This is a genomic window from Acidiluteibacter ferrifornacis (assembly GCF_009909615.1).
In the GTDB taxonomy this organism is placed as follows: Bacteria; Bacteroidota; Bacteroidia; order Flavobacteriales_E; family Vicingaceae; genus Acidiluteibacter; species Acidiluteibacter ferrifornacis.
In genome coordinates, this window is the sequence record NZ_WWNE01000009.1 from 37,403 (window position 1) to 59,180 (window position 21,778).

Here is a 21,778-nt window from a genome sequence, read left to right on the forward strand (position 1 = left end):
GAAATTAAACAATCCTTTTTGTTCGATTTAGGTAGAAATACAATTCATATTAAATTTCAAAAAACTTATCTTGGCTGATTGAATTAAATCACAAACCAAATATGGAAAAAACAGTATTGATTACCAATGATGCAGTTATATTAGGAATATTAATGATCATTTTAGCTGTCATTTTTGTTACCTCAAGCAGTCAAAATAAAACACTTAAACGATTTTATACCGTTATACCCGCACTATTGCTGTGCTACTTCGTTCCTAGTCTGCTCAATACTTTTGGAATTGTAGATGCTGAAGCTTCTAACTTGTATTATGTTGCTTCTAGGTATTTATTGCCTGCAAGTTTAGTTTTGCTCTGTTTGAGTATTGACATTAAGGGTATTCTAAAACTGGGTCCCAAAGCGGTCATTATGTTCTTAACAGGTACTTTAGGAATAATTCTAGGAGGACCTATTGCCATTTTAGTACTTTCCCTCTTTTCTCCTGATTTAGTGGGCGGCGCAGGACCTGATGAAGTATGGAGAGGTTTATCTACTGTTGCTGGGAGCTGGATTGGCGGTGGCGCCAACCAAACGGCAATGAAAGAAATTTATGGACCAAGTGATGAGTTATTCTCTGCTATGGTAACAGTAGATGTAATTGTTGCAAACATTTGGATGGCATTCTTATTATATGGTGCAGGAATCTCAGAAAGAGTAGACAAATTTTTAAAAGCTGATTCCTCAGCAATCGCGGAAGTAAAAAAAGGTATTGAAGATTATCGGTCAAGTGTTAATAGAAACCCATCTGTATCGGATATGTTTGCCATTATTGCTATTGGATTTGGAGGTACTGCCTTGGCACACTTTGGTTCAGATTTAATTACTCCCTTTATGGAACAACATCAGGCTACTCTTGATACTTATCGTTTAAGTTCATTAGCTAGTGGATTCTTTTGGCTGGTTATTATAGCTACTATAGCAGGGTTAGCATTAAGTTTCACCAAACTTAAATCTTATGAAGGTGCAGGTGCATCCAAGTTTGGAAGTGTTTTCCTTTATGTTTTGGTTGCCACTATTGGAATGAAAATGGACGTCACCGCAATATTCGATAATTTAGGCTTTTTCGCTATCGGATTAGTGTGGATGTTGGTTCACGTTATTGTTCTTTTGGTGGTTGCAAAATTAATAAAAGCTCCATTTTTCTTTGTGGCTGTAGGTAGCCAAGCTAACGTGGGTGGAGCTGCTTCGGCACCAATTGTTGCTTCAGCTTTTAGCTCTTCCTTGGCTCCCGTTGGAGTTTTACTAGCCGTATTTGGATACGCAGTAGGAACTTTTGGAGCCATTTTCTGTGCTCAATTAATGGAAATTGTTAGTCCTTAAAATTTATAATTATGAAAATAGTAGCCAAAATATTCGCAAGTGCATTAGCCGTTATTTTATCGGCTTATATACTTCCAGGAGTGCATGTAGAGGATTTTATTACTGCCATTATTGTAGCAGTTGTTCTTTCCTTGGTCAATTTCTTTGTTAAACCCTTATTAATTATTATTACAATACCCGTTACAATCCTTACCCTCGGATTATTCTTATTGGCCATAAATGCCTTTATGATTTTAATGGTAGATAGCTTTGTAGACGGATTTGCAGTAGATGGCTTTTGGTGGGCACTAATCTATAGTTTAGTACTATCCATTGTCAGCTCAATTTTTGGTATTAACGATAAAAAAGAAGATTGATGATAAAGTATACAGACCCAATGTTTAAAGCCAATGAATTGGCAGGAAAAACAATAATTGTAACAGGTGGCGGAACCGGCTTAGGCCGATCAATGACCACTTACTTTCTTACTTTAGGTGCAAATGTGGTCATCTGTAGTCGAAAAGATGAAGTGATTCAGCAAACGGCAAAAGAACTAAAAGATGAAACAGGTGGAAATATTCTAGCTGTCGCTTGTGATGTTAGAAAGCCATTGGAAGTTGATGAAGTATTGAAACAAGCCGTTGCTGAATTTGGAAGTGTAGATGGTTTGGTGAATAATGCTGCAGGAAACTTCATCAGTCCTACAGAACGACTTTCACCAAAAGCTTTTGATGTGATTGTTGATATTGTTCTCAAAGGAAGTTACAACTTCTCTTTAGCTCTTGGTAAATATTGGATTGAGAAAAAAATAAAAGGAGTAATGCTAAACATTGTTACCACTTATGCTTGGACAGGTTCTGCCTACGTAGTGCCGTCTGCTTGTGCGAAAGCTGGCGTTTTAGCATTAACTAGATCTTTGGCTGCAGAGTGGTCGAAATATGGAATTCGTGCCAACGCCATTGCGCCGGGTCCATTTCCAACGGAAGGTGCTTTTTCGAGATTATTTCCAGAAAGTGTTTTGAAAGACATCGACCCATTGCAACGAATTCCTGCAAAGCGATTTGGAGAACACCAAGAATTAGCCAACTTAGCCGGATATTTAATGTCCGAGTATTCAGCCTATGTAAATGGAGAAGTAATGACGATAGATGCCGGAGAATGGCTGTATAATGCAGGCGAATTCACATTAATGGATAAAGTGCCAGCTGAGGCCTGGGATGAAGTAGAAAAACACGTGAGGGGTAAAAAGTAGAAGGCTCTGCTACCAACAGAGCCTTCCTCAAACAAAAAACAAAGAAAAAACGAAATCCTAAAACATCCCAATCTATGAGACTTCGTCTTTTTCTTCAGTTAACCTTAACTGCTCTAACTACGAAGTACAAACCAATTTGGATTTAAAAAAGTTTATATGTCTACAGAAATTTCCTTTTTTCTACTTTGCTTTACCTCTTTCATTACTCTGATGAACCCGATTGGAATCATGCCAGTATTCTTGACCATGACCAGCCAATTAGATCAGCAACAACGAACTAAAACTGCATTAAAGGCAGTAATTGTCGCATTTCTGAGTTTGGTGTTGTTCGCATTTAGTGGCCAGGTTTTATTCAAGTTTTTTGGTATTTCTGTCAATAGTTTTCGTGTAGTGGGTGGCATTATCTTCTTTATGATGGGTTACGACATGCTTCAGGCTCGATTGACGAAGATAAAAGTTCATAAAAACGAAATCAGCGAATATGTAGATGATATTTCAGTGACACCACTAGCTATTCCAATGATTTGCGGCCCCGGAGCAATTACCAATGCCATTGTATTGATGGAAGATGCCGTTCAGTTTCAAAACAAAGCAATTTTGATAGGTACCATGCTATTGATTTGTATTATCATTTTTGTTGTATTATGGGGTGCTTCTCAAATCACTAAATTTATCGGCCCCACAGGAAATAAAATCCTCATGCGATTGATGGGATTGATTGTGATGGTGATTGCTGTAGAGTTTTTCTTTAGTGGATTGAAACCAATCTTAATCGACATACTTAGAAGTGTATAAATGGGCTACCATATTGAGATTCATTGGAATCTTCTTTTATGCCTTAACAGGATTATTGGCTTCTGAAATTCATTATGGCCTTCTTCAATTGGATGGGCAATTTAAAGTTATTCGCGAGTCTAAACCGATTACTGATTTTCTAGCCGACCCTCACTTTTCTGAAGAGTACAAACAAAAAATAAAGTTCATTCAGGAAGTTCGAGAGTTCGGAATCCAAGAGCTAGGAATGACTGATTCTGAGAACTACACCACACTTTACGATCAGAAAGGAGAACCAACTTTATGGGTGGTTACAGCCGCTCCAGCATTTGACCTCACTCCATATCAATGGAAATTTCCTATTGTTGGCGGATTCCCTTACAAGGGATACTTCAAGAAAGAACTGGTGCAGGCCGAAGCAAAAAAGATAAAAAACTTAGGTTACGATATTGAAATAGATGTAGTTGCTGCATGGTCTACTTTGGGTTGGTTTCCCGATCCAATTTTATCCACCAACTTGGAGAAAAGCGAAGGCGATTTAGCCAACCTCATCCTGCACGAATTAACACATACCACTATCTACGTAAAAGACAGTGCCGAAATGAATGAAAATTTGGCTTCATTCATTGGCCATCAAGGAGCTATTTTATTTTTAGAACAATACCCAGGAGGAGATACTCTTCTGCGTCAGTACCTCGACCAACGAAAAGACCGAGAACGCTTCATCGATTTTATGAAGCAAAAAGTAGAAGAATTGGCCATCCTCTATGAAGAGAATAAAGAAATGCCACCGAATTTGAAAAGGACTTTAAAAACAAACAAGATACAGTCCATTCGAAAAGAATTAAGTGTACTCACTTTTCAAACGCCCAATGCATTCAAAAGTATAAAAGACGGCTCGCACCCCTTAAACAATGCCTATTTTTCAGGATTCAACACGTATAACAAGCAACAATCCAACTTTCAGTCTATTTTTATTCATCAATTTGATGGAGACCTAACCTCTTTTTTAAAATCATTTAAAGAAAAATACCCTACTTTGTAATATGACAAAATCTACCGAAGCCGATTCAAAATACACTCATTTAGAACAAATGAGCGTAAAGGAACTTTTGACCAACATTAATAAGGAGGACAAAATTGTGCCATATGCCATCGAAAAGGTAATGGACAAAATTGAGTTGGTCGTTCTTGCAGCTGCTGAACGAATGAAAAAAGGGGGACGTTTATTTTATATTGGGGCCGGTACTAGCGGTCGATTGGGAATTGTAGATGCATCGGAATGCCCTCCTACTTTTGGCGTTTCACATGATCGTGTAATCGGAATTATTGCAGGCGGCGATTCCGCAATCAGGAAAGCGGTGGAGTTTGCTGAAGACGATATCAATCAAGCATGGATTGATCTATCAGCATACGAAATTACGGAAGATGATGTAGTTATAGGAATAGCTGCGTCAGGAACTACGCCTTATGTAATCGGAGGTGTAAAAAGTGCTAAAGCCAATGGCATTTTTACGGCGTGTATTGTCTGCAATTCAGACTCCCCATTATCGGCAGAAGTGGATGTTCCCATTGAAGTAATCGTAGGTCCGGAGTTTGTCACTGGAAGCACACGTATGAAAGCCGGAACTGCTCAGAAATTGGTTTTGAATATGATTTCTACCTCTGTGATGATACAACTAGGAAGAGTAAAAGGAAACAAAATGGTGGACATGCAGCTGAGTAATAATAAGCTCGTAAAAAGAGGCATTCAAATGCTTATGGGTGAACTGTCTATTACCTATGAAGAAGCCAAAGAATTGTTAGATAAATATGGGAATGTTCGGAATGCAATTAATAATTTTTGAGTTTAATGATTAATTGTTAATGGTTAATTATTAATGTAGCTACTAGTGGCCTTTGCGGTTGAAACAGAATAGTTTAATGAGTGAATCAATCAATAAGTCAATTTTAATATAATTAGTTCTGCAATATCTTCTCGAGGGAAAACCAATGTGACCTTTGCGAGATTCTTTGCGCTCTTTGTGGTTATTTTTTTTAAGAAGAAGCTAGAGGAGAGATGGTAGAAAAGTAAATTTTATCAGTGTATTGAACGATTATGTTAGTATCAAATGAATATCAATAAATTCAAACAAGTCTAACAGCTAGCTTCTAACAGCGAAGCGATCTAACACCGAAGCGGTCTAATTTCTTTTTCCCCGAACAAATTCCTCATCCAATAGTTGTATTCCCTAATTTTGAATAAAAAAGACCACATTGCACACCATTGAGCCACATTACAACTGGAGAGATTACTATATCGCTTCTGAAGACGACCGCTCTCCTTTCTACGAAAGAGAATACAGCGAATTCGAATTCATAGATGCAGTTTATGACCATTACATTCATCCGCAGTGGGACAATATCGAATCGCCAACCTTATACATCAAAATACTTTTTACTGATTACGACCATGGATACACCATCATTGAGATGATAGGAGAATGGAATGACCTTTTGCACAACGACATCATGTTTTTAAAGCGAAATGTAATAGATGTATTGGTGGATGAAGGAATCAATCGCTTTGTACTAATTGGAGAAAATGTCTTGAATTTTCATACTTCAGATGACTCCTACTACGAAGAATGGTTTGAAGATATAGAAGAAGGTTGGATTGCATTCATCAACTTCCATGAGCACGTACTTCGAGATTTTGCAGATGCCAACATTGATTATTACATCACAAGTGGTGGCGAACTAAACGACCTCAACTGGAGAACGTATTTGCCTGCTCAACTTATCGAGAAAGTAGACAAAATGGTAATGAAGCGGATTGGGTGATTTTAACAATCACACTCTATTCCTACTTTGTCGATAGAAAGTAAGTTGACCAAACTATCGCGCTCGCACATTTCTAATTTATAATGCAATTGTGCGTCCGCAATGGTGATATCATATATCGGACAAGGTTTCTTTTGCGTTTCACTGTTTTTGAAATCCACATCAGCGCCTTTTATTAAAATTTTAGAGATACTATCACGCTCTAAACCAATACAGGCAATTTGACATTCAGCCTTATCTGATGCTTTAAATTCAGCCTGTTTGATGGTGATCAAAACCCTTCCTTGTGGCGTCCAAGAAGTTAAATCCCTTGAGCCAAAAATAACATAAACTACTAGGGTACCTAAAGTTAAACCTACCGCAAAAAATTTAAATCGTCTCCAAAAATTCATGATGCGAAATTAGGAATAAAAGAAGGTGCAGGCTTAATAATGGTGGGGATTATTTGTGAGGTTAGAAAATTCTCGTGGGTTTGGTTTATGGAGGAAGAAGTGACTCTAAAGGAATGAAAACAATTTATTTAAGACAGTCGGTCCACCTTATTTTGGGTAAAATTGAAATGCAACTAATGAATTAATTATAAATATGATAATCCAACTAGCGGTACTCGATTTAAAGTCCAACCTCCTAGTTAAGAATATTCCCAAAATGATAACTACAGAACAGATCCCATATATAATCGGAAACGAAACAATTACATTGAAGCCTGGATGAGGGAATAAAATGTCAAGTATTTCCATTTCAATTAACAACAATACAATCATTAAAATGGCTGGGCGATTATTATATGAGACTTTTTTTGAAGTATTATTCATTCTATTTTCAGTCATCGTGATTTTTAAATAACAGGGATACAACGAACTCTATGTTTGATTATGCTCAATTGAAGTTAATGGAGGATAAGTCCTATTGAGTTTAGGTCACGGATGAAGACTTACTACCGGAAAATTAACACATCCAATATTTTTTGTATTTAAAGTCTATAATTGCAGGATCGCCTGTACAACCTCCAATTTCTTCGACCTCTTTGTCACTTGGGTTTGTTCCAATAATCCACTGCCCTGATTTATGTTTCATTATTACTCCTTGATCTATAATTTCTCCGATCTCTGCTGTCAGTGCACCGTGACCTTCATAAACAACTTTAGCTGAATTTCCTTTGATAATTATGGTCATTTTAACTCCCATTGATTTCCCTTGCCATTCCGCGAATGCCACTTCAAATTGGTATGTTCCATTAGGAGGAATTTCATTTTCATTACTGTCTAATTGAGCGTATTTTGACCAAAGAATTAATGAGTCAATTTGCAAGTCATATTCGTAAATTTCTTTAGATAAACTATCAATAAAAATCCATTGATCTGTAACAAATCTATTTTCAAAACTGTGTCCAATTTTTACTGTTACATATTTCATTCCTTGTCTAGTCAAAGTATCTTTTATAAATGAAACGAGGATATCATCAACCTTTGTCAACCTTTCGGAATTATGCTCTAAATATTCAAATATTAAATCATCTGCCCAAACTGCCACCTCAATTAAACTATCATTTACTTGTTCAACTTTAGGTGTTTGATTTTCTTCATAATTGTCTACCCAAATAACATTCGAAAACACGTAATAAATGCCAATAAATGGTAATGCAATAAATGCAAAAACAAATGCACCTGAAATTGCGGCAACAACAATGGCTAATATATCAAGAGAATCTTTTTGTTTCATTTGATTTGTAGGCTAACAAGTGAATATGAATTACTTTATGTATCCTACCCACATTATTAACCCACCCAAATTAACTAAATAATTAGAAACTATCACATTATAAAAACTGTATTAAAAAAATATTATTCAGAAAAAGCACTAAAACTAAGAATTGAGTTCGGCTAGCCAATCCCAAAAAAAGGGATTGGAACCAATTCTATCCAGTCGGGACTGGATTAATTCAGCCAACTAATCTCGAGTACGAGATTCGGGCTTCATTAATACGCTGCCATCAGCAAATCCAAATCTTTATAAGGCAACTTGAAGGTATCTGCCAAGTACTTATTCGTCAAAATTCCTTTGTACAAATAAATGCCATTTCGAACAGAATAAATATTTCGCATGGTGTTCTCGACGCCGCCTTGTTCGCCCATGTCCATAATAACAGGTGTAAACACATTGCTCAAGGCATAAGAAGCGGTTCGCGCTACTCTAGAAGCTATATTAGGAACACAATAATGAATCACACCGTGCTTCGTGAAAGTTGGGTTAGAGTGAGTCGTCACTTCTGATGTTTCTATACAACCTCCTTGGTCGATACTTACATCAACGATGATGCTTCCTTCCTTCATCTTCTCCACCATCTCTTCCGTTACCACAATAGGCGCCCTACCAACTTCTGAACGCAAAGCACCTATCACCACATCAGCCGTTCGCAAAGCTGATTTTAACTCCTGAGGTTGAATATTGGACGTATATACCCTTTGCCCAATATCATTTTGTAATCGTCGCAACTTAAAAATATTGTTGCTGAATAATTTTACAGAAGCACCTAATCCCAACGCAGCTCTGGTGGCAAATTCCGCCACAGTTCCTGCCCCAATAATTACCACTTCTGTTGGTTTTACTCCTGTTATTCCACCCATCATCAAGCCTTGTCCTTTGTTGACATTGCTTAAATACTCGGCGGCTATTAAAATGGAAGTGTTACCTGCAATCTCACTCATGGCTCTAATCACAGGAAAAATTCCTTCTCTGTCTTTGATGTAATCGTAAGCAATAGCGGTCACTTTTTTGGCCATCATCTTTTCTAGAAAATTCTTGGGTTGTACCGGCAATTGAATCGCCGAAATCAACGTTTGCCCATGTTGCATATAATCAATCTCTGCATGCGACAAGGGTTCTACTTTCAGAATTATATCCGCTTTGTAGACTTCCTGCGCCGACATGGCAATTTGTGCTCCTGCCTCGCTAAAATCATTGTCCGTAAAGTTGGCTTTCTCCCCTGCTTTAGATTCTATTACTACTTGGTGTCCATTATTAACCAGTGTACAAACATCATTGGGCACTAATGGAATTCGTTTTTCTTGTAAGGAGGTTTCTTTTGGAATTCCGATGAATAAATGACACTTTTTGCGTTTCACTTCTAGCATTTCCTCTTGAGGCAAATACCCTGCTGCTGACTTTGCCAGCGATTGTAATAAATCTTTAGACATCCCTATTGTATCGTATAAATTCGCTCTTCTGCTTTTTGTTCAACCCTGACTGTTACGTAAGATTCAGGCAATAGGTTAGGAATTTTTTCAGGCCACTCTACTAAGCAATAACTATCGCTGTAAAAATAGTCTTCCACTCCCATGTCCATCGCCTCCTCTTCTTCATCAACTCTATAAAAGTCAAAATGATAAACCGACTCTTCCAATAATGGTGAATAATATTCATTCACTAAAGAAAAAGTTGGACTACTCGTCAAATCTTCAACTTTAAGCAATTTACAAATTATCTTGATTAAAGTTGTCTTCCCGGCACCCATTTCTCCATAAAAAAGAATAACTTTCTTCTCTTTAGAGCAATCAATTATACGTTTCGCAATTTCATCCAGTTCTGCAAGACTAGAAGCTTTCAACATCATACTTTTGGCAATAAAGTAACAATAGGCACCATCATTTCTTCTAGTGAAATTCCTCCATGTTGGAAAGTATCTCGGTAATACTGAACATAATGGTTGTAATTGTTAGGATAAGCAAAAAACAAATCATTCTTTGCAAAAATATAAGATTGGCTCATATTTACACGCGGTAAAAAAGCATCAATTGGCTCTTTTATCAACATCACATCTCCTTTGTCGAAACTTAAATTCTTTCCTTGCTTATATCTTAGGTTGGTGTTTACATTTTTATCACCAATCACTTTAGAAGGATTTTTTACTTTTATAGATCCGTGATCGGTCGTTAAAATTACTTTAGCCTTCTTACTTGCCAATACTTTTATGGCCTCCATAAAGGAGGAATGTTCAAACCAACTTAAGGTCAACGAACGGTAGGCTGCCTCGTCTTCAGCCAATTCTTTAATCACATTGGTGTCCGTGCGTGCATGCGACAACATGTCTATAAAATTGTACACAATGGTATTGAACTTATTTTTCATCATGTTCGGTATCTCATCTACTACTTTCCGACCGAAGCTCTGATTCAATACTTTGTAGTAATTGTAACGCATATCTTTTTTGCCCAATCGCTTTAAATTCAAGCCTAGCAATTCCTCTTCATGCAGGTTTTTCCCCCCTTCTTCTTCATCATTCAGCCATAACTTAGGATACATTTTTTCAATTTCGGAAGGCATTAACCCCGCAAACAAAGAATTTCTAGCATACTGGGTGGTCGTGGGCAAAATACTCAAGTAAGTATCTTCATCGTCTATCCAAAAATATTCCCGAATCTTCGGCTTTAAAATTTCCCATTGATCGTATCTTAAATTGTCTACTACAATTAAAAAAGTTGTGGAATCGTCATTAATGTGTGGAATTACCTTTTCTTTAATTACTCTTGGAGACATCAAAGGAGCCTCTTCCCTGCCGTGCAACCAATCGATGTAATTATCTTCTATAAATCTAGAAAACAAATGACTGGCCTCGTCTTTTTGCATTTGCAGTATTTCATTGAGCCCAGTTTCTTCGATTCGATCTAACTCTAGTTCCCAATAAACCAATTTTTTATACACTTCCTGCCACTCTTCAAAAGTCATGCGATTGTGCATGCTTGTTCCAATATTCCGAAACTCTTGTTGGTAGTTTATCGTTGTTTTCTCACTCACCAATCTAGATGTGTCTAAGTTTTTCTTGATGGTCAATAAGATTTGTTTAGGATTGACAGGTTTTATCAAATAATCGGATATTTTGGAACCAATGGCCTCCTCCATAATGAACTCTTCTTCACTCTTAGTGATCATCACAACTGGAAGCGATGAATGTGTGCTCTTAATTCTGCTCAATACCTCCAGACCAGAGATCCCAGGCATATTTTCATCTAAAAAAACTAAATCGTATCTGTTATCATCTACCATCTCTAAAGCCTCAGCTCCTGATGTGGTTGTACTAACATCATATCCCTTCTCTTCTAAAAAAATTATATGTGGTTTGAGTAAATGAATTTCATCATCTGCCCAAAGAATTTTTATCTTCGCCATTAATTATTAGTTTTAATTTTCAACTCTCAATATAAGCTCAACAACGCGAGAATATTGTTGAGTGTGAATTTAAATTTTCATAAAATTAGTTAAAAGGAAAATCCTTGGAAACAACTCAGCCCAATAAAAAGAAAATTTTTAATGATCCCATTTATGGATTTATTTCTATTCCACACGATATCATTTATGATTTAATAGAGCATTCTTATTTTCAGCGCCTAAGAAGAATCAACCAATTGGGCTTAACACACTTGGTATATCCAGGAGCTTTACACACTCGATTTCATCATGCAATGGGTGCCATGCATCTCATGCAGCGAGCAATAGATGTTATCCGCTCTAAAGGTCATGAAATAACATATGAAGAAGCCAAAGGGGTAACTATTGCCATACTTTTACATGATATTGGTCATGGGCCGTTTTCACATGCTTTGGAATATTGCATTGTAAAAAATGTCACACACGAAACCATTTCCGCCTTATTGATGGATCGACTAAACGATCACTTCAATGGAGAATTAGACTTGGCCATTAGAATATTTAAAAATCAATACCACAAAAAGTTTCTACACCAGTTGGTTTCATCACAATTGGACATGGATAGACTGGATTATTTAAAAAGGGACAGTTTTTATACCGGAGTTTCTGAAGGTGTAATTTCTGCAGATAGAATCATTTCTATGCTCAACGTAAAAGACGACGCTTTATGTGTAGAAGCCAAAGGAATCTACTCCATCGAGAAGTTTATTATCGCGAGAAGACTGATGTATTGGCAAGTGTATTTACACAAAACCGTTCTATCTGCTGAACAATTATTAGTTCATATTTTAAAACGTGCTAAAGAGTTAGCAAGAAATAAAGTAGAGCTTTTCTCTACACCTACTTTCCGTCGATTTTTATACCATGATTTCGATACAGAATCTTTTGCTAAAGACAAATCCTTGTTGAATGATTTTGCTGCATTAGATGACTTCGATATTACAGCCTCTATTAAGGCTTGGCAACAGCATGAAGATGCCATTTTGTCCATGTTGTGCAGAAGCATGTTGAATCGGAATTTATATAAAATTGAATTATCTAATGAGCCAATTTCATCCGATAGGTTTGATGAAATGAAACAAACGGTAATGGATAACTTAAATATTTCTGAACACGAGACGGAGTACCTGGTGTTTTCAGGCACCATTGCCAACAACGCCTACAATCCTAAAAATGATAAAATTAACCTCCTGTACAAAGACGGCACTATATTAGACATAGCGGCAGCGGCAGACCAATTAAATATCTCGATGCTATCGAAATCTGTCACAAAATATTACACCTGCTTTCCTAAACAAAACATGGTTAATAACTTCAAAAAAAAGGTGGGATAAGAACGGTTAAATAATTACTATTTTTGAAACATGGAATTTTCTGCGCATCAAATTGCCCAAATGTTAGGCGGAACAGTAGAAGGAAACCCCGATGCAACTGTAAACACGCTTTCTAAAATCGAGGAAGGAACTAAGAATTCTCTTTCCTTTTTAGCCAATCCAAAATACACACATCATATCTATACAACTGACGCTACCATTGTTATTGTCAACAATACATTTGTAGCTGAAGAGTCCCTTAAAGAGGGGTGCACCTTAATACGTGTAGAAGATGCCTATGGGAGTTTTGGTAAGCTATTGGAAGCTTACAATCAAATTAAAAATAACAAGGTCGGTATCGACAAGCAGACTTCTATTTCAGATTCTGCACAATTGGGCGAAAACCTATACATTGGTGCATTTACTTCAATCGGAGACAATGTAAAAATTGGAGATAATGTAAAAATATATCCAGGCTGTTACATTGGTGACAATGTCACTATCGGAGCTAACACCACACTTTTTGCAGATGTTAAAATTTATACCGATTGCGTAATTGGAGCAGAATGCATGATTCACGCAGGTGTTGTGATTGGTGCGGATGGTTTTGGATTTGTTCCTAATTCAGAGAACCAATATAATAAAGTACCTCAAATCGGAAATGTAATTATAGAAGACCACGTTGAAGTGGGTGCCAATACTTCCATTGATCGAGCGACTTTAGGCTCTACCATCATTAGAAAAGGAGTTAAATTAGACAACCTTGTGCAAATTGCTCACAACGTAGAAGTTGGAAATAATACAGTAATCGCTGCTCAAACAGGAGTTGCTGGTTCTACTAAAATAGGTAAAGATTGTATGATTGGCGGTCAAGTTGGATTTGCCGGACATTTAATCATTGGAAATGGGGTAAAAATTGCTGCTCAATCAGGAATTGGGAGCAATATTAAAGATCAAGAAATAGTTCAAGGTTCACCTGCCTTCCCTATAGGAGATTATAAACGCTCATATGTTATGTTCAGAAATTTACCGCAGATGAGTCAAGATTTAAGAGATTTAAAATCGGAGATATCCGAATTGAAAAAATAGAATATTCGCCACTATGAGTGACAAACAAAAAACAATTAAGAATGAAGTAAGCGTATCTGGTGTAGGCTTGCATACAGGAGAAAAAGTAACCTTAACGTTTAAGCCCGCTCCTGATAATCATGGTTACAAATTCCAAAGAATAGACTTGGAAGGAAAACCAATCATTAATGCTGATGTGGACAATGTGGTAGACACTTCAAGAGGAACCACTTTAGAGCAAAATGGAGCAAGAGTCTACACAACAGAACATGCCTTAGCTGCTGTATATGGATTGGGAATTGACAATATCCTAATCGAACTAGATGGCAAAGAAATTCCAATTATGGATGGTAGTTCTCGCTATTTTGTTGAAGCTTTATTGAAAGCAGAAACTGTCGAGCAAACAGAAGAAAAGAACTATTATGTTGTGACGGAAAACTTAGCATTTGAGGATGTTGAGAAAGGAACAGAAATGTTAATGGTTCCTCAAGATGAGTTTAGGTTGACCGTAATGGTTGATTACAATTCTAAAATCTTGGGTACGCAGCATGCCCACATGTATCATATTGGAGAATTCGTAAAAGAGATTTCTGATTGCAGAACATTCGTATTCTTGCGAGAATTAGAGGTTTTAGCTAAACATGGCTTAATTAAAGGTGGAGATTTAGACAATGCAATTGTATTGGTCGACCAAATTTTACCACAAGAAAAAATAGATGAAATTGCTGATCTATTAGGTAAACCAAAAATGGAAATCAAAGAAGCAGGAGTTTTAAACAACTTAGAATTGCATTTCCAAAACGAGCCTGCAAGACACAAACTATTAGATATGGTGGGTGATTTAGCATTAGTGGGACGTCCTATAAAAGGGCACATTTTAGCTGCTAGGCCAGGTCATAAAGGAAACACTGATTTTGCGAAGCTGATTAAGAAGAGAATCAAAGAAGAAACCAAAAAACCTCCCTTCTACGATCAAAACCAACCACCGGTGTTCAATATCGAAGAAATTCAAAAGATGTTACCACATCGCTACCCTTTCCTTTTGGTGGACAAAATTATCGAGTTATCGGATAATCATGTAGTAGGTGTTAAAAACGTGACTATGAACGAGGATTACTTCCAAGGTCACTTCCCTGGTAGTCCAGTAATGCCAGGAGTACTTCAAATTGAAGCCATGGCTCAGACTGGTGGAATCTTAGTATTAAACTCTGTGCCTGATCCTGAAAACTACCTGACCTATTTCATGAAGATTGATAATGTAAAATTTAAGAATAAAGTAGTACCAGGCGATACATTAATTTTTAAATTAGAGCTTCTTTCTCCGATCCGTAGAGGAATATGCCACATGAAAGGAACTACTTATGTGGGAGATAAAATTGCTACAGAAGGTGAGTTAATGGCACAAATTGTAAAAGTAAAATAACTGATGAGCCAAAATTATATACATCCAGATGCTAAAATCGGGAAAGACGTAATCGTTGAGCCCTTTTCTTATATCTCAGGCGACGTTGAAATTGGAGAAGGAACGTGGGTTGGTCCCAATGTAACCATCATGGATGGAGCAAGAATTGGCAAAAACTGTAAGATTTTTCCTGGAGCCGTAATTTCAGCAATTCCGCAAGACTTAAAGTTTGCAGGGGAAGTTACTACTGTTGAAATTGGCGACAATACGACCATTAGAGAATGTGTTACCATCAACCGTGGAACTGTAGACAGAAACAAAACTACCGTTGGAAGCAACTGTTTGTTAATGGCATATGTACATTTAGGTCATGATGTTTCTGTTGGAAACAATTGTATTTTAGCGAATTCCGCAAATATCGCCGGACATGTTACCATCGAAGATTATGTAATACTTGAAGGTATTGTTGCAGTTCAGCAATTTGTGTCAATTGGAGCACACAGTTTTGTTGCAGGCGGTTCTTTGGTAAGAAAGAATGTACCACCTTTTGTAAAAGCAGCCAGAGAGCCTTTGAGTTATGTAGGAGTCAATACTGTTGGTTTAAGACGTCGAGGTTTTTCAAATGAAGCAATCTTGCAAATTGAAGATATTTATAGGACACTTTATGTGAAAGGAAAAAATGTCTCCACCTCATTAGATATTATCTCATTAGAGGCCCCCGAATCTGCAGAAAAAACTTTAATTCTAGATTTTATTCGCAATTCAGAAAAAGGGATTATCAGAGGTCCCTTGGCACTATAATGCATGACAATAACGCTTGATAATTTAGGTAGGCGCTTCAATAAAGAGTGGATTTTTAGAGGTATTTCTAAGGTCATTGATCCGCTTCATCCAACTGTTATTTTTGGAAATAATGGATCTGGGAAAAGCACCCTCATGAAATTAATCACATCGAGTGAAATCCCTTCTGAAGGAAGTATTAAATACCAAATAGGAGATAATGTAATCCCTGAAGACAAGGTGTTTTCTTATATTGGGATGGCAACTCCATATATGGATTTACCGGAAGAGTTTACACTCTCAGAGTTACTCCAATTCAATTTAAAATTTAAGCCATTTAATGATGGTCTAGGTGTCAAAGACATTGCAGAGATAGCTTTCCTCAGTGACTCCTTAAATAAACAAGTCAAGGTTTTCTCTTCAGGGATGAAGCAACGATTAAAATTGGCTCTAGCCTTTTATACAAAAAACGCTATTTTACTTTTGGACGAACCAACCTCCAATTTAGATCAGAAAGGGATCCATTGGTATCAAGAGCAGTTGGTAAAAGTAGGAACTACCAAAACCATCGTTATATGCTCCAATGCAAAAGAAGAAGAACACTTTATTTGTAATCAAATAATCGACATTAATCAATATAAATAGTATTCAATAGATTTCTCAGATTGCGTAAATTTGGGAAAAATTATCAAACAATTAGAACATGGCCAATACATCAGATTTCAGAAACGGACTTTGCATTAAATTTAATCATGACTTGTACTCTATCGTAGAATTTCAACATGTTAAACCTGGAAAAGGTGCTGCATTTGTTCGCACGAAATTAAAAAGTTTAACTTCAGGTAAAGTGATAGACAACACCTTCAACGCTGGTGTAAAAGTAGAAACTGTAAGGATTGAAAGAAGAAAATATCAATTTTTGTTTAAAGATGATAGTGGATACCACTTCATGGATTCAGAAACATTTGAGCAAACCTTTTTACCTGAATCATTAATCACTGCACCACAATTTTTGAAAGAAGGAAATGATGTAGAGGTTATATTTCATGCAGAAGAGGAAAAAGCATTAGAGTGCGAAGTTCCTGCATTTGTTGAATTAGAAATTACTTACACCGAACCTGGCATCAAAGGAGATACTGCTACTAACGCTACAAAAAAAGCAACTGTAGAAACAGGAACAGAAATAAATGTACCATTGTTTATCAACGAAGGTGACAGAGTTAAAATTGATACACGTAGCGGAAGCTATGTAGAACGCGTAAAATCTTAATAAATTGAAACTAGAACGACCATCTACCTTGCAAACCATCGCAGGTTTACTTGACGCTCCATTTAAAGGTGAAGCCAACTTAGAAGTATTAGGAATCAATGAGATTCACCGTGTAGAAGTAGGTGATATCGTTTTTGTAGATCATCCAAAATATTACGATAAGGCATTAAATTCCAATGCTACAATCATCATCATCAACAAAGATGTTCCTTTTCCTTCGGGAAAAGGAATCATCATAACCGATGATCCATTTAAAAGTTTTAATTTCTTAACGAACTTTTTTAAGCCTTTTTCTTTTAATACTGAGCAAGTTTCTGAAAGTGCCACTATTGGAAATAATTGTCGTATTCATAGCACAGTAGTGATTGGAGACCGAGTAAAAATAGGCAACAATTGCATTATTCATCCAAACGTTACTATCTATGACGATTGTGAAATTGGCAACAACGTAATCATTCATGCGAACACCGTAATCGGGGGGCATGCATTTTATTACAAAAGAAGAGCAGATCATTTCGAACGATTGAATAGTTGCGGCACTGTGATTATTGAAGATGATGTTGAAATTGGGGCTTCTTGTACAATCGACCGTGGGGTTACTGCGATTACTCAGATAGGTGCAGGAACTAAAATCGACAATATGGTTCAAATTGGACATGATACAATTGTTGGAAAAATGTGTCTTTTTGCAGCTCACGTAGGGATAGCTGGCTGTGTAATCATAGAAGACAATGTAACCCTTTGGGGACAGGTGGGCATTGTATCAGGAATTACGTTAAAGAAAGGCACTGTAGTTTTAGGACAATCAGGGATTTCAAAAGATACCGTTGAGAACACTGTTTATTTTGGATCTCCAGCTGAAGATAGCCGAACCAAAATGAAAGAAATGGCAGCCTTAAGAAGTATTCCTAGTATAATCGAACAACTGAAGGAAATCAAGAAATGAAAAAAGAAATCAAGCCGAATAGAACTAGCGAGAAATTAGAACTCTCAAAAGTCAAGCTTGATTCATTATTGAAGATTACGATTGGTATCAATGAAAACTTATCGACTGATGAATTACTCTCACTCTTCTTATCTATTCTTTATCAAGACCTAAAGATTGGAAAGATTTGTTTATTTGTTAAAAGAGAAAAGTGGGAGTTAAAACTTAAACAGGGTGTTTCGGAGGAAATTTTAGCATTTGACTGGCAGAAAGTAGAGGAAGAAGTTAAAGGAATAAAAGTAATCAGTAGTGGGGATGAAACGTTCCTGCACCCTTTTGATGTTATTATTCCAATCCAACATAAAAACCATCCAATAGCTTTTCTACTGTTGGGAGATTTTGACGGTGAGAAATTAGAGGTTAGTCCAATTATAAAACACCTTCATTACATACAAACACTCAGCAACATAATAGTAGTAGCTTTTGAAAATAAACGGCTGTATCAAGACAGTTTAAAGAAAGCAGCTTTACAGAAAGAACTAGACGTTGCAAGAGATATGCAACGACTACTTATTCCTAATCGTTTAATCGGAAATCAATTTTATCAATTTAACTCCCTCTATTTACCGTATGAAGAAGTTGGTGGAGATTATTTTGACGTGATTCCATTGGATAATGATAAAGTTGCCTTTTGCATTGCTGATGTTTCGGGCAAAGGAGTTTCAGCAGCTTTATTGATGGCTAATTTTCAAGCTAACCTAAGAGCTTTAATTAATGTCGCGAGCTCATTAGAGGAGTTAATCGTGCGTTTAAACCAAAAAGTAATTGATAGTGGAGGCAGGGAAAAGTTTATCACTTTTTTTGTCGGAATTTTTGATCCTATTTCTAGGACTTTAACATCCATAAATGCTGGACATAATCCTCCATTATTATATCACAATAATCAAATTCTAGAACTCACAAAAGGTTGTACCATATTGGGTATGTTTGACGAATTACCTGAAATTTTAGTGGATACCCATCAATTACAGAGTGGGGATAAGATTTTATGTTACACAGATGGAATTACAGAAATAACTAATTATGAAGGGGTAGAAATGGGTGTTGGACCATTAATCAACGTACTTAGAAGTTCTACTATTGAGAAGCTAGCTGACGATTTGAAAAATAAAGCTGATCAATTTAGAGGAGCAAGTCCATTGCCTGACGACATTACCTTATTGGCTGCTCTCTTCAAGTAAATTTCCTTTGTGGTAGACATCCATTGCCACTATAATGGCAATAAACCCCCAAAACGGAACTGCAACCTTATCAGTATCTAGGAAGTTATTCAAAAATCCGTGAACCACGTAGGTTGTTAGGCCTAACAAAATAGCCAAGAGTAATGATTTGGCTTCTCCTTTTGGTAAACTGTGGTAAAGTTTAGAGCCTCGAGAATAAACCACAATTATAATAATGACATAAGTCAAACTACCGAACAATCCCATTTCAGCAAGTGGCCCTATATACTCACTATGTGCGTTTCCTACATCTCCGGAATTGGTAGATATAATTGTTAAATCTTCAGCAGACTGAAATGGAGCATATTGAAACTGATAAGTTCCTGGACCGAACCCAAAAACAGGACGTTCTTCAAACATTCTGAATGCGGACTTCCATCTATTTATCCGCTCAAGATTGGATGCATCTGTAGAAATGTTAGATATGGATTGTATATGCTCTGTCAAATTAGTACCAGTAGAATCTTGATTATTTCGCTCTAATGTTTTAATGATTTGCGTCCAGAACAAAGACAAAAACAAAGCGAAGAAAACCACAATCGAAAGTATTGCACTGAATCTAATCTTTAATTTGTATACAAAATACAAGACAAAAGCCACCACCACACTTATCCAAGCCGCCCTTCCATAGGAAAGAATTAGTCCTGTGGTATAAACCGCAATCAATAAAAAGGATGTGATTTGATAACGCTTGTACCGCGGGTTAAACGCTAAGTAAAACAAAATGGGATAAACCAATGCTAATACCGCTCCATATACGGTATGATCCTTCAGGAATGGCTGCATTACCCAGTGACCAGAACGCTCACTAAAGCCATTCATGCTATGGTGAATAGAAGTATAAATAACAACTATTCCCAATGGAATAACAAACAACCAAAAAAAACGATTGATGTTTTTATAATTATTGAAAAGTTGAGTGCCTACAAAATAGAAGCTAATGATAAACCATAAGCGAGAAACCAAATATTTTAAAGAAACAATAGGCATCTCAGAAGTGAGAGTGGTAATAAAGACCCAAAATAAATAAAAAAGAATGGAGAGAGTGATTGGGTGCTGAATGATTCGATAATCAAACTTTCGCTCATATAGTAGTCGTAAGAAAAAAATAATCATTACCCCAAACATTAGAGGTTCTGTAGGCAAAAACATTCCAACTCCTCCGATCGCAAACTCTTCTATATTTAAAGATAACGGAGTCGCTAACACCACAAACAGCATTAACTTATCTAATGCTAAAAATGCCATTAAACCCAGAGCTAATGCAAAAGGCACCAAAGAAAACCAATAGTTTTCCATGGCAATTAATACCCCATTTGTCATGATAAAGAGAAAACTCAATATCAAGACCATATTATGTTTGAGGTAATCAGTCATTAATCCTTCAAGTTTATTCTACTTAAAATTAAAACCGTAGCTGTAAAAATAACTGCACCAATCATGGAAAGCGCAACAATCAACCACCTAACAGGATATGCCTTTTTATCAGGAACTTCTGGAGTTACCAATACATTTGAATAGGTTACTTCCTTAACTTTATCAATCTTGAGCTCTTCAAATTCAGCAATCAATTCTGCATATTGCTCATTCAAATACTCTATTCTTACATTTAAGTTTTTAATGTAGGCACCATGCTGGGCTACATTCTCGAATAGAGATTTGGTTTCATCAAAACTACTGCCTCTAGCACCCGAAGAAAGCGCCTTTAAATACCCTTCTGTCACACGTTCTGATTGCCCCGCATAATCCATCACCTTGTAATCCTTCCCGTATAGATGAACTATAGACAATAAACTGTCTATTTCATTAGAGACATTTTCTAACACTTTTGCTTTATAAACAATTATTTCTTGGACTTTCTTTCTATTAACTCTAGTTACCAAAAAGTTCAACTGTTTGATTATCTCAAGCACCATATCTCTTGCTCGAACTGGGCTTGTGGAAAGAACTGTAATTTTAATGGATTCGAATTTTGTCTCACTACTCCCAACATGCTCTCCATAAGCCAATTTCATCCAGGTTCCTGCATTTATATCTGCAGTGTCAATTTTGTACTCATTATACAGGTCAAACTTTTTGACTAACGAATCACGAATAGCATTCGATTCTAAGTACTGTTGAATTTGCTCTAAAGCAGTTTCATCAGAGTATTCCCATACATTTGAGGGATATATTATGGCTGTAGATTCATATTTTGGAGTAATGAAGGTTGGACTTGAAAAAACAAAGGCTAAAATTGCTGCTACAGCTGCAACACCAATAAGCAACTTTATATTTTTAGCTCCAAACTTTAGCAAGTTCTTACTTCCTTTCATATAATCTTCTTGATAGTCTTGCGTGTTCATTGGA

The 21,778-nt window shown here is 36.6% G+C and carries 22 protein-coding genes; 15 read left to right on the forward strand and 7 right to left on the reverse strand.

The features are described from left to right. The first annotated feature begins 101 nt into the window (after positions 1-101). The 7 genes from GQN54_RS11480 to GQN54_RS11510 all read left to right on the forward strand — a co-directional run bounded on the left by GQN54_RS11480 (position 102) and on the right by GQN54_RS11510 (position 6,186). Positions 102-1,358, forward strand: a complete 1,257-nt coding sequence (locus GQN54_RS11480; protein ID WP_160633695.1) for a DUF819 family protein — start codon at positions 102-104, stop codon at positions 1,356-1,358. An 11-nt stretch (positions 1,359-1,369) separates the two neighbouring features. After that, positions 1,370-1,714, forward strand: a complete 345-nt coding sequence (locus GQN54_RS11485) for a phage holin family protein (RefSeq protein ID WP_160633696.1) — start codon at positions 1,370-1,372, stop codon at positions 1,712-1,714. 2 nt (positions 1,715-1,716) lie between these two features. Then, positions 1,717-2,589 carry an SDR family oxidoreductase gene (locus GQN54_RS11490; RefSeq protein ID WP_394350986.1) on the forward strand — a complete coding sequence of 291 codons (873 nt, stop codon included), beginning with the start codon at positions 1,717-1,719 and terminating at the stop codon, positions 2,587-2,589. 156 nt (positions 2,590-2,745) lie between these two features. Further along, on the forward strand, positions 2,746-3,384 hold the full coding sequence (locus GQN54_RS11495) for a MarC family protein (RefSeq protein ID WP_160633697.1): 639 nt from the start codon (positions 2,746-2,748) through the stop codon (positions 3,382-3,384). Between the two features lie 13 nt (positions 3,385-3,397). Then, positions 3,398-4,408 carry an aminopeptidase gene (locus GQN54_RS11500; RefSeq protein ID WP_160633698.1) on the forward strand — a complete coding sequence of 337 codons (1,011 nt, stop codon included), beginning with the start codon at positions 3,398-3,400 and terminating at the stop codon, positions 4,406-4,408. A 1-nt stretch (position 4,409) separates the two neighbouring features. Next, positions 4,410-5,210 (forward strand): N-acetylmuramic acid 6-phosphate etherase, encoded by an 801-nt coding sequence (gene murQ / locus GQN54_RS11505; RefSeq protein ID WP_160633699.1) that lies wholly within the window; start codon positions 4,410-4,412, stop codon positions 5,208-5,210. Positions 5,211-5,619: 409 nt separating this feature from the next. Further along, positions 5,620-6,186, forward strand: coding sequence for a hypothetical protein (locus tag GQN54_RS11510; protein ID WP_160633700.1), 567 nt, complete (start codon positions 5,620-5,622; stop codon positions 6,184-6,186). 2 nt (positions 6,187-6,188) lie between these two features. Here GQN54_RS11510 and GQN54_RS11515 read toward each other — a convergent pair whose 3' ends face one another. From GQN54_RS11515 to porX, 5 genes are all read right to left on the reverse strand, one after another. Beyond that, positions 6,189-6,578, reverse strand: coding sequence for a hypothetical protein (locus GQN54_RS11515; protein ID WP_160633701.1), 390 nt, complete (start codon positions 6,576-6,578; stop codon positions 6,189-6,191). Positions 6,579-7,134: 556 nt separating this feature from the next. Next, positions 7,135-7,908, reverse strand: coding sequence for a hypothetical protein (locus tag GQN54_RS11520; RefSeq protein ID WP_160633702.1), 774 nt, complete (start codon positions 7,906-7,908; stop codon positions 7,135-7,137). A 257-nt stretch (positions 7,909-8,165) separates the two neighbouring features. After that, a complete protein-coding gene (locus GQN54_RS11525) occupies positions 8,166-9,383 on the reverse strand; it encodes an alanine dehydrogenase (protein WP_160633703.1) in 1,218 nt (405 codons plus the stop codon). A 2-nt stretch (positions 9,384-9,385) separates the two neighbouring features. After that, the gene (tsaE, locus tag GQN54_RS11530; protein WP_160633704.1) at positions 9,386-9,799 is read right to left on the reverse strand and encodes a tRNA (adenosine(37)-N6)-threonylcarbamoyltransferase complex ATPase subunit type 1 TsaE; all 414 of its coding nucleotides are present in this window, start codon (positions 9,797-9,799) and stop codon (positions 9,386-9,388) included. Further along, positions 9,796-11,352 carry a T9SS response regulator signal transducer PorX gene (gene porX / locus GQN54_RS11535; protein WP_160633705.1) on the reverse strand — a complete coding sequence of 519 codons (1,557 nt, stop codon included), beginning with the start codon at positions 11,350-11,352 and terminating at the stop codon, positions 9,796-9,798. Before porX ends, tsaE begins: the two co-directional genes overlap by 4 nt. Before the next feature lie 104 nt (positions 11,353-11,456). On the opposite strand from porX, the gene GQN54_RS11540 reads away from it, so the two are divergent. The 8 genes from GQN54_RS11540 to GQN54_RS11575 are packed head-to-tail and all read left to right on the forward strand — an operon-like array spanning position 11,457 to position 19,390. Beyond that, positions 11,457-12,725, forward strand: a complete 1,269-nt coding sequence (locus tag GQN54_RS11540) for an HD domain-containing protein (protein ID WP_160633706.1) — start codon at positions 11,457-11,459, stop codon at positions 12,723-12,725. Between the two features lie 30 nt (positions 12,726-12,755). Continuing rightward, positions 12,756-13,793 (forward strand): UDP-3-O-(3-hydroxymyristoyl)glucosamine N-acyltransferase, encoded by a 1,038-nt coding sequence (lpxD, locus tag GQN54_RS11545; protein ID WP_160633707.1) that lies wholly within the window; start codon positions 12,756-12,758, stop codon positions 13,791-13,793. A 13-nt stretch (positions 13,794-13,806) separates the two neighbouring features. Then, entirely contained in the window at positions 13,807-15,195 is a 1,389-nt protein-coding gene (locus tag GQN54_RS11550) for a bifunctional UDP-3-O-[3-hydroxymyristoyl] N-acetylglucosamine deacetylase/3-hydroxyacyl-ACP dehydratase (protein ID WP_160633708.1), read from the forward strand. A 3-nt stretch (positions 15,196-15,198) separates the two neighbouring features. Further along, positions 15,199-15,975 (forward strand): acyl-ACP--UDP-N-acetylglucosamine O-acyltransferase, encoded by a 777-nt coding sequence (gene lpxA, locus GQN54_RS11555; RefSeq protein WP_160633709.1) that lies wholly within the window; start codon positions 15,199-15,201, stop codon positions 15,973-15,975. A 3-nt stretch (positions 15,976-15,978) separates the two neighbouring features. Beyond that, positions 15,979-16,599, forward strand: a complete 621-nt coding sequence (locus GQN54_RS11560; protein WP_160633710.1) for an ABC transporter ATP-binding protein — start codon at positions 15,979-15,981, stop codon at positions 16,597-16,599. 58 nt (positions 16,600-16,657) lie between these two features. Beyond that, positions 16,658-17,224, forward strand: a complete 567-nt coding sequence (gene efp / locus GQN54_RS11565; RefSeq protein WP_160633711.1) for an elongation factor P — start codon at positions 16,658-16,660, stop codon at positions 17,222-17,224. A gap of 4 nt (positions 17,225-17,228) precedes the next feature. Next, entirely contained in the window at positions 17,229-18,170 is a 942-nt protein-coding gene (locus tag GQN54_RS11570; RefSeq protein ID WP_160633712.1) for a UDP-3-O-(3-hydroxymyristoyl)glucosamine N-acyltransferase, read from the forward strand. Then, entirely contained in the window at positions 18,167-19,390 is a 1,224-nt protein-coding gene (locus tag GQN54_RS11575) for a PP2C family protein-serine/threonine phosphatase (RefSeq protein ID WP_160633713.1), read from the forward strand. Before GQN54_RS11570 ends, GQN54_RS11575 begins: the two co-directional genes overlap by 4 nt. Here GQN54_RS11575 and GQN54_RS11580 read toward each other — a convergent pair. Then, a complete protein-coding gene (locus GQN54_RS11580; RefSeq protein WP_160633714.1) occupies positions 19,367-20,806 on the reverse strand; it encodes an O-antigen ligase family protein in 1,440 nt (479 codons plus the stop codon). The two genes, GQN54_RS11575 and GQN54_RS11580, sit on opposite strands and share 24 nt — an antisense overlap. After that, positions 20,806-21,774, reverse strand: a complete 969-nt coding sequence (locus tag GQN54_RS11585) for a Wzz/FepE/Etk N-terminal domain-containing protein (RefSeq protein ID WP_160633715.1) — start codon at positions 21,772-21,774, stop codon at positions 20,806-20,808. Before GQN54_RS11585 ends, GQN54_RS11580 begins: the two co-directional genes overlap by 1 nt. Positions 21,775-21,778: the final 4 nt, after the last annotated feature.

Coding starts and splice junctions, on each gene's coding strand:
- GQN54_RS11480 (WP_160633695.1), top strand. CDS start 102: ATGGAAAAAACAGTATTGATTACCAATGATGCAGTTATATTAGGAATA.
- GQN54_RS11485 (WP_160633696.1), top strand. CDS start 1,370: ATGAAAATAGTAGCCAAAATATTCGCAAGTGCATTAGCCGTTATTTTA.
- GQN54_RS11495 (WP_160633697.1), top strand. CDS start 2,746: ATGTCTACAGAAATTTCCTTTTTTCTACTTTGCTTTACCTCTTTCATT.
- murQ (WP_160633699.1), top strand. CDS start 4,410: ATGACAAAATCTACCGAAGCCGATTCAAAATACACTCATTTAGAACAA.
- GQN54_RS11515 (WP_160633701.1), bottom strand. CDS start 6,578: ATGAATTTTTGGAGACGATTTAAATTTTTTGCGGTAGGTTTAACTTTA.
- GQN54_RS11520 (WP_160633702.1), bottom strand. CDS start 7,908: ATGAAACAAAAAGATTCTCTTGATATATTAGCCATTGTTGTTGCCGCA.
- GQN54_RS11525 (WP_160633703.1), bottom strand. CDS start 9,383: ATGTCTAAAGATTTATTACAATCGCTGGCAAAGTCAGCAGCAGGGTAT.
- tsaE (WP_160633704.1), bottom strand. CDS start 9,799: ATGATGTTGAAAGCTTCTAGTCTTGCAGAACTGGATGAAATTGCGAAA.
- porX (WP_160633705.1), bottom strand. CDS start 11,352: ATGGCGAAGATAAAAATTCTTTGGGCAGATGATGAAATTCATTTACTC.
- lpxD (WP_160633707.1), top strand. CDS start 12,756: ATGGAATTTTCTGCGCATCAAATTGCCCAAATGTTAGGCGGAACAGTA.
- GQN54_RS11550 (WP_160633708.1), top strand. CDS start 13,807: ATGAGTGACAAACAAAAAACAATTAAGAATGAAGTAAGCGTATCTGGT.
- lpxA (WP_160633709.1), top strand. CDS start 15,199: ATGAGCCAAAATTATATACATCCAGATGCTAAAATCGGGAAAGACGTA.
- GQN54_RS11560 (WP_160633710.1), top strand. CDS start 15,979: ATGACAATAACGCTTGATAATTTAGGTAGGCGCTTCAATAAAGAGTGG.
- efp (WP_160633711.1), top strand. CDS start 16,658: ATGGCCAATACATCAGATTTCAGAAACGGACTTTGCATTAAATTTAAT.
- GQN54_RS11575 (WP_160633713.1), top strand. CDS start 18,167: ATGAAAAAAGAAATCAAGCCGAATAGAACTAGCGAGAAATTAGAACTC.
- GQN54_RS11580 (WP_160633714.1), bottom strand. CDS start 20,806: ATGACTGATTACCTCAAACATAATATGGTCTTGATATTGAGTTTTCTC.
- GQN54_RS11585 (WP_160633715.1), bottom strand. CDS start 21,774: ATGAACACGCAAGACTATCAAGAAGATTATATGAAAGGAAGTAAGAAC.